Here is a 13,538-nt window from a genome sequence, read left to right as displayed (position 1 = left end):
TCCGATCGGGGCCCCTGATGCCAGCGCAGCCGCAAACCCAGTCACCGTCTTGCCGTCTACAACAGCCATAAATTGATCTCCAATAAAAAAGTTAGCTGCAAAATACTCAAAAAAGTAGCAGATACAAGCCTGAATAAACAACGATAAAATGACACCCCTAGGAATATCTCGCCGAGGATCAACGGACTCTCCAGCCATCGCAGTCGCTGACTCAAAGCCAACGAGCAGGAGAATGGCGATCGTCGCCTGATAAATTAGTCCAACCAAATCATGGGGAACTACAACGCTAACCGCATTCGCATGTTCATAATTCACATTGGGATGACCCAGGCGATACACAATCATCAACAGTCCTAAGAATGTCAATGATGCAATTTGAACGACGTTAATGATGATGTTGATCAACGTAGAACCTGTCACGCCCACTAAAGCAATGCTGCCAATCAGACCCGCAAAGACAACGCAAATCAGCGCCTTACTGAACCAATCTGAGGCAAAATTGGGGTTAAACAGTTGCCCAATATAAACGACCAAGGTTCCCATAAAGCTGACCATAATGCCGGGATACACCCAGTAGTAGAGGTGCGCTGCCCATCCCGTGACAAACTTAGCCAGTCGCGCTAACCGAAAATGCTTATGTTCTTCCTTGGCTAAAATCGCCGCCTCTGCATAAAAGTAAGAACTTCCGGCCCCAGCTTCTGGATAAGCCTTAGAGAGCGTTGCATAACAGCTTGCCGTCAGCATGGCGATGATTGTAGCGAGCGCGATCGCTGCCCACATGTTTTTAGCAGAATCGGGAGGCGCTTGCAGTTGGTAGGTTGTCCACAAAAAAGCGCCTGGTGCAATCAGGGCCATTGCGTTGATGGTGATCCCCACCAGACCGAGGGTTGGCTTGAGTTCGCCACCTGTTGAGTTAGTCATAGTTCGCTGTTACATCCGTCTGGAAGTTGCACAGACAATCTTTGGGGGTGACGCAGTTTGAATCAGTATTGCTCGCTACAAGAAATAATTTTATTTTTTCCTGATTCTCCTAAAAATGAGTTGGCGCATAGGTTTGGAGAGAATATTAAATTTATCCTGAGTGTTATTTGTTACAGCATCCTTCCAAAAGATTAATTTGTAAGAAGTTTTCAGTTTTTCCTATATTTCTCGACAGATAGTGATGTGCGATACAAAAACCTGAGAGTTCTGTTTCTACTATGTATCGAGTACAAAGACCTTCACAAGTCTGTAGCATTGATTGGATGAGAGTTTGAAAGTCAGGTTTGTTACAGTTGTCTAGCTTATTGGTCTAGATCATTCTCAGAACTGCTAAATTGTTGCTGAACAGAGCGGGTGTTGATCGACTGTACCCGTTGTGAGTTGAAGCATCCAGTCGTGTCTGGAAAGTGCTTTCTGCCAGTCTGAAGGAATGGGCGCGATCGCAAGAACTTTCCCTAATTTGGGGTTGCCAGGTTCTCGTAGTGCGCTCAGTAAATTCAGGTTGACCGTTGGCAAATACTTCTCAGACCTTTCCTAAGCGGGAAGTGTACGAGAGGGAGGACTCAGAGGTGCTATTTTCTCCCTTTTGTGCCCTAGTTTACCAGGAGATTTTAGTGCATGGAACAACAGCCTAATGGTTTGGGAGTCCAAGAAACTCTTCAATCTTCTGAAGAGAAGCACCCCAAAAAACACAAGAAACACAAAAAACACAAGGAGCCAGCGATCGGAGCCTCGATCGAGTCGTCCCCAACTTCAAGTGAGCCGCCCAAACTCAGCACAAAAGCATACGAAATTGAGCTTGTTCGCCTGCAAACCGAACTGGTGAAGATGCAATACTGGATCAAACACACAGGCTACCGCCTGATGATTTTGTTTGAAGGACGCGACGCAGCCGGAAAAGGAGGCACCATCAAGCGCATCGCCGAGCCGCTCAACCCGCGTGGGTGTAGAGTTGTCGCTTTAGGAACGCCGTCCGATCGCGAGAAAACCCAGTGGTACTTTCAGCGCTATGTCGAACATTTGCCCGCCGCAGGTGAGATTGTTTTGTTCGATCGCAGTTGGTACAACCGGGCTGGTGTTGAACATGTCATGGGCTTTTGTACCGATCAGCAATACAGCGAGTTTATGCAGTCGTGCCCTGAGTTTGAGCGAATGTTGGTCAGGTCTGGCATCATGTTGATCAAGTATTGGTTTTCGGTGAGCGATGACGAACAAGAACGACGGTTTCAGTCTCGCACCATTGATCCCGCTCGCCGCTGGAAACTCAGCCCAATGGATTTAGAATCGCGCGATCGCTGGATGGAGTTTTCTAAAGCCAAGGATACAATGTTCGCTCATACCAATATTCCCGAAGCGCCGTGGTTTACTGTAGAAGCCAACGACAAAAAACGCGCCCGATTGAATTGTGTGAGCCACCTTTTGAGCAAAGTTCCTTACACCGATATGACTCCCGAAGCGATGGAGTTACCGCCTCGCCGTGTCGCGCCTGATGACTATGTTCGTCCCCCTCGGAATGAGCAGTTTTTTGTGCCCCAGACCTACTAGTTTTTACCCCCAAGGACAATCATTATGAGTCATGAATTGCGTGTTAAGGCGATCTCTCAAGTGACCGATCGTACGCCTCTGCCGTCGAAGGTGCCGTCTCGTCTAGAAGCGATTTGGGCAACGGATGTCTTTACGTTGAGCAAAATGCAGGCGTGTCTTCCCAAGGATGTGTTTAAGTCGGTACAAAAAACGCTGAAGACAGGCGGCAAGCTCGATATTTCGGTCGCGGGAATCATTGCTTCTGCGATGAAAGATTGGGCCATTTCTAAAGGCGCACTCTACTACGCTCACGTCTTTTACCCACTGACCAATGCGACTGCCGAAAAGCATGATGGCTTTATCTCGGTACAAAGTGATGGCTCGGTGATCTCTGAATTTGCCGGAAAGGTGTTAGTCCAGGGTGAACCGGATGGCTCATCGTTTCCCAACGGGGGTCTGCGGGCGACGAATGCGGCTCGTGGCTACACCGCCTGGGATGTGACCAGTCCCGCCTATGTGATGGAAACCGACAACGGGATGACCCTGTGCATTCCCACTGTGTTTGTCTCCTGGACTGGAGAAGCGTTGGATAAGAAAACGCCGCTTTTGCGCTCCAATTCAGCGATGAATAAAGCTGCAACTCGTGTGCTAAAGCTATTGGGATACGCCGATGTAGCCACGGTCAACTCAAGCTGTGGAGCCGAGCAGGAATACTTTTTAGTGGATTCTCACTTTGCTCACAATCGCCCTGATTTGTTGCTGACAGGTCGCACCCTGTTTGGCAAATCGGCCGCCAAAGGTCAACAGTTTGACGATCACTACTTTGGAGCAATTCCTGAGCGCGTTCAGGTCTTTATGCAGGATGTTGAAGAACGGCTGTATCGGTTGGGCATTCCGGCAAAAACCAGACACAACGAAGTGGCTCCCGGACAGTTTGAAATCGCCCCATTTTTTGAAGCGGCGAACGTTGCCAGCGATCACCAACAGTTGCTGATGACGATTCTCAAAATCACTGCCAAGAAGCATGGGTTTGTTTGCTTACTGCACGAAAAGCCGTTTGCGGGCATCAATGGGTCTGGTAAGCACGTCAACTGGTCGGTGGGCAATCCGACTCAGGGCAATCTGCTTGATCCTGGTGACACACCTCACAAAAACCTTCAGTTTCTCTTGTTCTGTGGGGCAGTGATTCGCGGCGTTCATACCTACGGTTCACTGTTGCGGGCGGTGGTTGCAACGGCGAGTAACGATCACCGATTGGGTGCTAACGAAGCGCCTCCTGCAATCATTTCGGTCTATCTAGGATCTCAACTCGAAGAAGTGTTTGAGCAGATCGCCAAAGGAGAAGTTAAAGATTCTGCTCACGGTGGAATGATGGATCTCGGTGTGGATACTCTGCCCATTTTTGTCAAAGATCCGGGAGACAGAAACCGGACTTCACCCTTTGCTTTTACGGGTAACCGCTTTGAGTTTCGGGCGGTTGGCTCTGGTCAGTCTGTTTCGGGGCCGCTGGTGGCGATGAATACGATTTTGGCTGATTCGCTCACCTGGGTAGCTGACAAGCTAGAAGCCGAACTGTCTAAAGGCGCAGAGATGAGTGCTGCGGTGTTTGCTGTCCTCAAAGAAGTGATGGAGAAGCACAGCGCGGTAGTCTTTGGGGGCGATGGCTACTCTGAAGAATGGCACAAACTGGCTGAGGAGCGGGGTCTTCCTAACCTTCGCACGACGGCAGATGCGTTACCTGTGTTGAAAGACAAGGCGATCGAAGAACTGTTTGATCGCATCGGAGTTCTCACCCCGGTTGAGTTGGAAAGCCGCTTTGATGTCTATGCAGAGCAGTACGTTCAGACGATCGAGGTCGAGGCAAAACTGGTTGTCAGCATGGCAAAAACCATCATCTATCCAGCGGCGATGCGCTATTTGTCGGATGTGGCCAGCACGATCGCCAACTTGAGCGGAATTGGCATTGCGATCGAGAAGGAACCCGCCGAAAAAGTGGCTTCTCTGATGCAGTCGATGATCGATAATGTCAGCAAGCTCAGTGCAGCGATGGGCAAACACGATTTTGCAAGTTCAGAAGAACATATGCAGTACTGTGCGAAAACCATTCGTCCTTTAATGGATAAGGTGCGCGAGTATGCAGATGCGCTAGAGGGTGAAGTCGCAGATGATCTGTGGCCGATTCCTACTTATCAAGAAATGCTGTTTGTCAAGTAAGGAACTGTACGCCTCTCTTTAGTGAGTGTGGTAGCGGTTCAGGTCACTCGATCGATTCGGTGGCTTGGGCCGCTTTTTTGGGGCTGCGTTGATTTCTGGTCAGGATTCATCTTTTTTACTGTGCTGCAAAGGATGGCGTTGCTGATTGAAGGGATGAATCTGTGAGAAGCGTCAAGCTTTTCGCCCCCTAAATCCCCCATTCTGGGAGACTTTGAACCTTGGGTTCCCCTCCGCTTTGGGGCAATTCATCCCCTGATTCAGCAACGCCATTTTTTACTTCCAATCCCATCCAACAGAAATTTTAGCCTTTAGCTTGCTTAGGGGGTACGATCAATGACCACACATAAAAACTAAGTCAAAATCTACTACTAGAAGTTCAGCGAAACGACAACATACAAATTGAGATCCGAGCAAATCATTAAATAATTATGTCTTCAGCCAAAAGTCCGTTGCGCTATCCGGGTGGTAAATCAAAAGCGATCGCTCAGATTCTCCCCCACATTCCCTTGACCTTAAAGGAATATCGAGAACCATTTGTAGGAGGCGGCTCTGTTTTTTTGGCTATAAGACAGTTATTAAATAGTCAAGTCAAGCAGTACTGGATCAATGACTTAAATTTCGATTTATATTGCTTTTGGGTTTATGCAAAAGATGAGATCGAATCGCTAGTAAATGAAGTCGATCGTATCAAGACAAAATATACCAACGGTCGAGAGTTGTATGAGTACTATACCCGTGACGACTTGAAGCTGAGTGAGTTCGATCGAGCCGTGCGGTTCTTTGTGCTCAATCGTATTACCTTTTCGGGGACGGTTGATTCGGGGGGCTATTCTCAGCAGGCGTTTGAGCGCAGATTTACAGCGTCGTCTATTCACCGATTACAAAAGCTTTCTTTCTATTTATCGTCAGTTCAGATTACACATGGCGACTATGAAACATTATTGTTTCAACCTGGAGAAGACGTGTTTATTTTCCTTGATCCGCCCTATTTGAGCGCTACAAAATCCAAACTTTATGGCATCAAAGGCAAACTGCACACCGGGTTTGAGCATGAGCGATTTGCAGACAATATGCGCCAATGTCCGCACAAGTGGTTAATTACCTATGACGATTCTCCTGATATTAGACAACTGTTTAGCTTTGCCAACATTACTGAATGGACACTGCAATATGGCATGAATAACTACAAACAGGAAGTCGCCATTGCAGGTCGAGAACTCTTGATCAAAAACTATAGCAATCCTAAATGAGTCATGAACAGATTTTTGTCGCTCCGTTCCAGTCCGCTTCGCCCCCTAAATCCCCCAGTCTGGGGGACTTTGAAACTGGGGAATGGGTCTTGAAATCTAGGAAGTCTCTCGGCTCAAAGTCCCCCAAAGTTGGGGGATTTAGGGGGCACGATCAAGTCTGCATTTCACGAGTGATTTGGGATTGCTATATTAACCAAAACCTATTAATTAAAATCTATTAACCAAAACCTATTGATCTCGCTCAACTCCCACCTGACGCAAAACCTCCATTGGGCTGTGCTGCTTTAAGATCTGCATTTGCTCCTCATCTCGGACAAACAAAGTCCCCGCAAATCCGAGCGAATTAACAGAAATTGACTGAAAGCTTTCCTGCGATCGCGGCACCATCCACATCCACTCTCGCGTCGCCAACAGATTATAAGCACCCGACGGACGATCGCGCCTCAACCCCACCGCTTTTAACAACTGATTGTAGCAATCTAACAACGTCTCATCAGATGGCGTAGCAGGCAGTTTGACCAACGCATGAGCAAAGGGTAATTCTGAAACTGTAGCGACCTCTGGAGAACTGATCGAGACAAATAGGGGCGCGATCGGAATCGATAAGCCTGCGGGCGTGAGCGGAAAGGGCACCAGTTGCAAATGTTTGTGTCGTTGACTGGCTCCAGCGTTCTTACCAGCGTTGTAAAAAATCAGTCCGTCTACTTCAGAAAGACACTTCCAGGCAGCAGCAAAGTCTTGTCGATTGAGTAATGATTCCTGTTCCTCAAATTCTTTGGTAATGATCAACAAATGATGATCGACTACATTAAATTTATTGAGTAAACAGAGGTGAGTTTCTGATAAGCTGGCGATAAATAAGTCTTTTTCATAAGGTAAAAAAGGATTAAACTCAGCATTCGTTTTAGCGATTTCTTGTTCTTGTTTTTGAGCAATCTCTTTGCGAGCCAGATTAGATAAAACCCGCACCAGAAAGCGGATATTCCCCTGCTGAACAAATTCATAATCTGTGGGAATTGACCGCAACGACCCACAAGCGATCGCGTGTTGTGTCTGCTCAATCACCCGATCCCATAACGCGCTAGACGGGTTTTTCTGAACATCTTCAGCCATGATCACGCCCAAGAGTTTGTCGTTCTAATTTTACGACTCGGCGATCGCACTTTGACCAGGAAGCGGCAGGATCAGCGTAAAAGTGGCTCCCTGTCCTTCTCCAGGACTTTCAGCGTAAATCGTTCCTCCATGCAATTCCACCAGATGCCGAACGATCGCCAACCCCAACCCCAATCCTCCATGCGCGCGAGTTGTCGAACTGTCTGCCTGTCGGAAGCGATCAAACACATGCGGCAAAAATTCTGCACCAATGCCTCGCCCCGTATCGCTAACCCACAGCACAATCTGATCTTGCTGTCGGATTCCGATCGTCACCTGTCCGCCGTTGGGCGTGAACTTGATCGCGTTCGAGAGCAGATTCCATAAGACTTGCTGCAATCGATTGGCATCTCCCCAAAAGGGCACACTTTCAACCTCAAACTCAGTCTGAATGCGAATCTCTTTCGCCTCTGCGGTCGGCTGCATTGTCTGGATCGCCGCCCCAACTAACGAGACCAAATCTAGATTAATCGGATTTAACAGCAGTTTCCCGGTGATCACTCGCGAAATGTCTAAAATGTCTTCAATCAACTGAGCCAGCGAATGGGTATTGCGATCGAGGGTTTCCAGGGCGCGGGCTGCCGTCTTTTCGTCCATTTTGCGCGTGCGGAGCAGCTTTGTCCAACCCATCATTGAGTTAAGCGGCGTTCGCAATTCGTGAGATAGGACTGAGAGAAATTCGTCTTTCATGCGGTTGGCTTGTGTCAATTCCTCGGTTTGTCGCTGAAGGTCGGTCAGCAGTCGCGATCGTTCTAGAGCCGCCGCCACCTGGTCACACATCACCTGCATCAAAGCCAATTCATCTTGATGAAAGCCAGGACGATTGCGAGTTCCAAACGAGAAGGTACCCAGCAAATGACCTCGCGATAAGAGTGGATAGCAGGCATAGGCCGTTAGTCCCAAGACTTGAATCGTTTCGGCTTTGGGGTCGCTGGCGTGTTGTACATCTTCAAGAACGATCGCTTGTCGCTGTAAGGCCGCCGTTCCGCAGATTCCTTCTCCCAGTTCTAACCATTCTTTGGGCAATGCCAGGGGTGCAAGAATGCCATGACACGCAGTCAGGCGAAGCTTTTGACTCTGATCATCTATTAAATAATTCAAATAAACTTCTAGCTGTAAATGATGCGAAAGCTGATTAAATAATCGATCGATAAACTCACCAGGCTTCTCTTGCAACAACAAACTACTCGACATGCCATAGAGTAAACCGAGGCGATCGTTCGTGCGCTGTAATGCCTCTTCTGCTCGTTTGCGATCGTCTTCAACACGCACGCGCTCGGTAATGTCGAGCAAAAATCCGATGCCCAAATTTCCATCTTCCAAAAGCGCAGTGCCGACCACGACTGGCACACGGGTTCCATCACGACGAAGATAGGCTTTTTCATAGGGGTCATGGCTACCGCGCTCCTGCATTTCTTCGCGGGCCCGGTCGTCAAGGGGCAAATATTCAGGGGGGGTGATGTCTCGCCAGTTGATTGCGCCCGTCATCGCTTCTTCGCGAGAGTAGCCAATCATGTTGAGAAAAGCGTCGTTTGCCTCCAGCACTTCACCGTTGACGTTGGCGATGATAATTCCAATGATGTTGGCATCCATCAGTCGTCGAAGTCGGGATTCGGTTTGGCGCAGGGCAGACTGCGATCGCTGCAAGTCAAATGCGGTTCGTTCGGCAAATTGTCTCGCTTGAATCTGCGATTGCACCAGTAAAAATAAAATAAAGCTTGCTAATGCGCTACCGATCAGAATGTAGGGCACCCGCCGCATTTCTGAGTCGATTTCTAGTTCGGGTCGCGGAAAGAAGACGAGTGTCCAGGGTTCGCCTGCGATCGTGATTCTTCTGACGGTTTGAAACGTGTTGGATGAATAATCTCTGGGTGGCGCGTGCAACAACTTATCTGCGCGAACTTCTGAGCCGTCATATACCTGAAAGTCAACCAGCAGTTGTGATTCGTCGCCAAAGATGCTCCCCAGCAAATCGTCGGCCCGAAACGGACTATAGACAAATCCTTGTAGGGCGGCGCGGCGATCCTCCACAGTATCCGGAACTCGCCCCCCCTGATAAATCGGCATGTAGATGAGAAACCCAGCTTGTTTTTGAGCATCAATTTCCTGAATCAGCGTGACCCGCCCTGAAGCCGCCGGATTGCCTGTATCGCGGGCCTTCTCCATTGCCATCCGTCGAGTTGCATCGGTAAACATATCGAACCCGATCGCAGCTTGATTGCGAACATCGGACGGTTCTAAATAGAGAATGGCATGATATTCACTGCGAGGAAACGTGGGGCGCACTGCAAAATTTTCAAGTCCCTGGTTTTGCATTTCGGCAATCAGATCGGGAAGCTGATCCGGCAAGACTCGTGCAGAATAGCCAATGCCTTGAATTCCGGGATAGCGCCGTCGCAAATCAAGTCGATCGACATAGGTTTGAAAGTCTTGCCGACTGACACTTGTACTAGCAACAAATAATCCACTACTAGCCCGCAGCAAAGCAGTATAGGTTTCTAGCTGATTTTCAATCTTACTTTGAGTTTGCTGGACGGCATTTTCAAACCGCAGTTGATCTTTTGCTCTAGCTGTAATAAAGGCATAATAAGAATAAATGGCCGTTAGTAGAAGCGTTCCCATCAGAATAAAGGATGGAAGCCATCGGCGTTGGGGTCGATCAAAAGCCACGAGTTACTCCGCTGTTATGGTGAGGAGATTAAAGAGAAGATTAAAAATAGGTTGGGCAATGTATTTCTATAATTTCTATACAAATGCTCGAAAGGTGTAGATGAACTTTATATCAAGCGTTACCCTCCAGGAATACCAAATTAAATAACTATCAACGTGGTAGCTGCGTCTATTCAGTGAGCGATCGCTTCCACCCTACTAATTGCACAAAATAAATCAGCTTGACTAATGTTCATTACTCTAGCCTAGAGAACTTAAATTCGTCACTTATATAGATTCATATAGATTAATCAGTTTGATGGTAATCAATGGTTTGGGCATCTAGCTTTTGGGCTACCAAAGGTCGTCTCTGAGGAATGGAAAACGCTTTTGTTACCTCACCCTTTAGGTCAAAAAGGTTGATTTAGAGAAATTTATCTGCAAGTCCTGTACCTAATGGATTGCTGATTTTCCCACTTTGGGGAGAGGAAGATATACCTTGATTTAACTAGTCTGACTAAAGTGCATAGATTTGGTAACTAACGATGCGTTTTAGATGTTATCTCTACCACGATCGTGACTAGATCTCAATGCAGGGGTTATCAGTATTGACCGTGCTGTAGAAGTACTAATTTCAAAGCTTTTAGTTGCACGTTACAAAAATCAAAGGAGATTGTAAATGAAAAGAATCATTGATGGATTGAAAAACGGCTCGACGATCGCAGTTCAGTCGCTTTTGACGATTGTCTTGGCTGTAGCGCTGTTGGTTTCTCCCGTGTTTCAGACCAGTTCGGCTCAGGCTACGCCTCAAGTGACGGGCGATCGCGCAACCGATAAAATGATCCAAAAGATCCAGCAAGATGCTGAAGATCTGGGAGACAGCCCCGATCGTCCGATCGGTCAAACTGGACTCAAAAACATCAAAAAGCTGGGCGAAAACATTAAAGAAACGGTTGATCTCAACGTCCGTCAAAAGGGTGCAATCTATAACCCCAACGAAGACAACAAGATCGAAGCCCTAAAGCAAGCGCAAAAGGAAACTGAAAGAAACGCCAAGTAGTTCAACGTCAGTTCGATGAGAGTGACTCGCTTCGTTCCGATCGGCTTCAGCCCCCTAAATCCCCCAAAATTGGGGGACTTTGAACGAGAGATCTTGTCCAAAAGTCCCCCAGAATTGGGGGGTTGGGGGGCTGAAGTGCTGAATAACGGAGCGGAAAAACTCCATCGAATTCACGTTAATTCACACGTTAATTCAATTACAGAATTGCAGCTTCGACCACTTTTCTCAAGGCAGAGGGCGAGTGTTATCAATTTCTCTTCCCTAGCAGCAAGACCCTTTGCCTGCGATCGTTTCCTTACACCCCGAACCTTTTGTCTCACCAGGCTGACGAATTGCGTCTCGCGAACAGTCGTACACTTGCGCCGACGCTAACGGAATTTCTTGGTAAGGCGGCACTGCAATCAAATCGGCATGATAGGGACTGAGCGAATTGGTGTAAAGCTGAAAAGTTTTGTCACACACCGCCGATCGCTCTCCTCGATAAAAAGTGTGCCCATCGTCGTCCTGCACTGCCTTCCACGGCCCTTTGTAAATGACGGCTTGATTGCGCTCCCAGCAGTCTCCATCTTTGCCCTTAAAAGCTCGAACGGTGAGCGATCGAAACTCAATGCCATCGACCACTTGCCAGGGTTCGGTCTGACGGGTGAGAATCTCGATTCCGTGAAATCCAGCTTGCTCAAACATTTCCAAAAACTGATTTTCTCGAAAGGCTCCTGCGATACAGCCGCTCCATAGATCAGGATCATTCAAAATCGCTGGAGTCGGATCTTCATCACACACAATGTCAGAGATGACCGCCCGTCCGCCTCGCTTCAAAACACGATAGATCTCCCGAAAAAGCTGCTGTTTGTCTTGAGGACGCACCAGATTTAACACACAGTTAGAAATCACCACATCTACACGGTCACTCGCGATCAAAGGATCATTTTGGCGCAAGCGATCGCATTCCATTTCAAAATTTGCAACCTGGGCGATCGTGGCGATCGGATGCTGATCTAACCAGGCTTGAGCGACATCGAGATCAAGCGCCAAATCTTGAATCTTACCTTTGACAAACTGCACATTTTGATAGCCCAAAGTCTGTCCAATCTGATCGAGATATTTGCGCGACAGGCTCAACATTTCATCATTAAAATCAACGCCAATCACCCGCCCCGCTGCACCGACTTTTTGCGCCAGAATATAGCAATTTTTCCCAGCGCCCGATCCCAAATCAACAACCGTTTCGCCCTCATTCACATAGCGAGTCGGATCGCCACAGCCATAATCTTTTTCGACGATTTCTTGAGGCAAGATTTTGAGCAGGCGATCGTCATACCCATCCGTCGGACAGCAGAGCGCCGCTTGAGGTTGACGGGCACCCGCTTCATACCGTTCTAGTACAGCTTGTTCAACATCATAATCCAGGGGTGTCATTCCCGTTTGAGCGTTTGTCGCAGTTTCAGTCATGGTTGCATTTCCTTTATCTAAGTTAAAGCACTCATTTAGTGTAGTGGTTTGCATTGTTAGAAAGGAAACCCCGACCGTCTAACATCGTTTTGCTTGGGATCAAGCATTAAATAAACGTGAATTCGACGAAATACTTCGCTCCGACTGCAAATCCGGGAACGCCCCCTAAATCCCCCACAGGTGAGGGACTTTGAACTGGAATTCTTGTCTTAAAGTCCCCCAAAATTGGGGGGTTGGGGGGCAGAAGTGCAAAATAACGAAGCGAAAAATCCTATCGAACTGACGTTAAATAACATCGATAACGTTTAAAGAAGATACAACAAAGCAGAAGCACCGACCCCTTGCGGGTAACTCAAAGAGATCAGCACTTCTGCAATTCGCAAAGAACTTAAGGGTTAAATGATTTGACTACTCCATCGTGAAGTAGCGAAAGGATTCAACAATCCAAAAACTTCTCTTAAAGACAGAGAAAACGTGAGGAGCAGCAAAGTCCTCTGTTTTGAGAGAAGAATTTAGTAAAGTTCTTCTTCCTGGTGGGTCATGATCGTGCAATCAGAGGTGGGGTAAGCCACACACGTCAGCACATAGCCTGCCTCGATTTGGTCGTCATCCAAGAAAGACTGATCCGACTGATCAACCGTACCCGCCGTGATCTTACCTGCACAGGTCGAGCAAGCACCCGCACGGCAAGAATAAGGGAGATCCAAACCCTGCTCTTCAGCAGCATCCAGAATGTACTCGTCTTCGGGAACGTCGATCGTCGTGTTCAGCCCTTCGGCCTCATTAATGAGCGTGACTTTAAAACTAGCCATCCGGTGATCCTCTCTATAGTGGAAACGGCACTTAAGCCATCTGAAAGCATAACTTCTGCGTTACCTACTAAAGGCTTGCTTGTTGAGTCAGCTTCAATTCTGATACTACGGGAAAACTTTCGCTTTAAACCCTCCATTTACCGTTGCAGTGAACGGGATTCGTAATAAAAAGTGCTCATTTAATCTACTTATACTTATGGGACGAAGAGAGTAAGGGGTGAGGGAGGGCTTTGCCCCGCATTTGCGAGGAGGCGTGGGGGGGGTTTAGATAATGGCGAAGCGGTCTGTTGCGTCAATTAAGGCACTGCGAATTCCTGGCTCTGTCATTGAGTGACCTGCGTCCGAGACGACGATGAAATCCGCGTGGGGAAGGGTTTTGTGGAGATCCCAGGCAGAAATCATTGGGCAGACGACATCATAGCGACCCTGGACAATGACAATCGGCAA

At 47.9% G+C, this 13,538-nt stretch carries 10 protein-coding genes; 4 read left to right on the top strand and 6 right to left on the bottom strand.

Annotated features, from left to right (window positions below; genetic code table 11):
* On the bottom strand, window positions 1-921 hold a 921-nt coding region (locus tag ACKFKF_RS31320; RefSeq protein ID WP_446871281.1), incomplete at its 3' end, for a hypothetical protein.
* Window positions 922-1,599: 678 nt separating this feature from the next.
* Here ACKFKF_RS31320 and ppk2 point away from each other — a divergent pair.
* The 3 genes from ppk2 to ACKFKF_RS31305 all read left to right on the top strand — a co-directional run bounded on the left by ppk2 (window position 1,600) and on the right by ACKFKF_RS31305 (window position 5,969).
* Window positions 1,600-2,526, top strand: coding sequence for a polyphosphate kinase 2 (gene ppk2, locus ACKFKF_RS31315; RefSeq protein WP_446871280.1), 927 nt, complete (start codon window positions 1,600-1,602; stop codon window positions 2,524-2,526).
* 24 nt (window positions 2,527-2,550) lie between these two features.
* Window positions 2,551-4,719, top strand: coding sequence for a glutamine synthetase III family protein (locus ACKFKF_RS31310; protein WP_446871279.1), 2,169 nt, complete (start codon window positions 2,551-2,553; stop codon window positions 4,717-4,719).
* Window positions 4,720-5,147: 428 nt separating this feature from the next.
* Window positions 5,148-5,969 (top strand): DNA adenine methylase, encoded by an 822-nt coding sequence (locus ACKFKF_RS31305; protein WP_446871278.1) that lies wholly within the window; start codon window positions 5,148-5,150, stop codon window positions 5,967-5,969.
* A gap of 228 nt (window positions 5,970-6,197) precedes the next feature.
* Here the strand turns inward: ACKFKF_RS31305 and ACKFKF_RS31300 are convergent, their stop codons facing one another.
* Window positions 6,198-7,082: an ATP adenylyltransferase family protein gene (locus ACKFKF_RS31300; protein WP_446871277.1), complete on the bottom strand. Its 885-nt coding sequence runs from the start codon at window positions 7,080-7,082 to the stop codon at window positions 6,198-6,200.
* 30 nt (window positions 7,083-7,112) lie between these two features.
* The gene (locus ACKFKF_RS31295; protein WP_446871276.1) at window positions 7,113-9,791 is read right to left on the bottom strand and encodes a CHASE domain-containing protein; all 2,679 of its coding nucleotides are present in this window, start codon (window positions 9,789-9,791) and stop codon (window positions 7,113-7,115) included.
* A 658-nt stretch (window positions 9,792-10,449) separates the two neighbouring features.
* Here ACKFKF_RS31295 and ACKFKF_RS31290 point away from each other — a divergent pair.
* The gene (locus tag ACKFKF_RS31290; protein ID WP_446858426.1) at window positions 10,450-10,830 is read left to right on the top strand and encodes a hypothetical protein; all 381 of its coding nucleotides are present in this window, start codon (window positions 10,450-10,452) and stop codon (window positions 10,828-10,830) included.
* 261 nt (window positions 10,831-11,091) lie between these two features.
* Here the strand turns inward: ACKFKF_RS31290 and ACKFKF_RS31285 are convergent, their stop codons facing one another.
* From ACKFKF_RS31285 to ACKFKF_RS31275, 3 genes are all read right to left on the bottom strand, one after another.
* Window positions 11,092-12,279: a methyltransferase domain-containing protein gene (locus ACKFKF_RS31285; protein ID WP_446871275.1), complete on the bottom strand. Its 1,188-nt coding sequence runs from the start codon at window positions 12,277-12,279 to the stop codon at window positions 11,092-11,094.
* Between the two features lie 512 nt (window positions 12,280-12,791).
* Window positions 12,792-13,091: a ferredoxin gene (locus ACKFKF_RS31280; protein WP_446858428.1), complete on the bottom strand. Its 300-nt coding sequence runs from the start codon at window positions 13,089-13,091 to the stop codon at window positions 12,792-12,794.
* Between the two features lie 264 nt (window positions 13,092-13,355).
* The coding region (locus ACKFKF_RS31275) for an alpha/beta hydrolase (protein ID WP_446871274.1) at window positions 13,356-13,538 on the bottom strand (183 nt) is incomplete at its 5' end.

Source organism: Phormidesmis sp. 146-12, assembly GCF_052939495.1.
This window is presented reverse-complemented; position numbering and strand designations above follow the sequence as displayed.

Bases quoted from the DNA above. Each gene is read 5' to 3' on its own strand.
- ppk2 (WP_446871280.1), top strand. From the start codon at position 1,600: ATGGAACAACAGCCTAATGGTTTGGGAGTCCAAGAAACTCTTCAATCT.
- ACKFKF_RS31310 (WP_446871279.1), top strand. From the start codon at position 2,551: ATGAGTCATGAATTGCGTGTTAAGGCGATCTCTCAAGTGACCGATCGT.
- ACKFKF_RS31305 (WP_446871278.1), top strand. From the start codon at position 5,148: ATGTCTTCAGCCAAAAGTCCGTTGCGCTATCCGGGTGGTAAATCAAAA.
- ACKFKF_RS31300 (WP_446871277.1), bottom strand. From the start codon at position 7,082: ATGGCTGAAGATGTTCAGAAAAACCCGTCTAGCGCGTTATGGGATCGG.
- ACKFKF_RS31290 (WP_446858426.1), top strand. From the start codon at position 10,450: ATGAAAAGAATCATTGATGGATTGAAAAACGGCTCGACGATCGCAGTT.
- ACKFKF_RS31285 (WP_446871275.1), bottom strand. From the start codon at position 12,279: ATGACTGAAACTGCGACAAACGCTCAAACGGGAATGACACCCCTGGAT.
- ACKFKF_RS31280 (WP_446858428.1), bottom strand. From the start codon at position 13,091: ATGGCTAGTTTTAAAGTCACGCTCATTAATGAGGCCGAAGGGCTGAAC.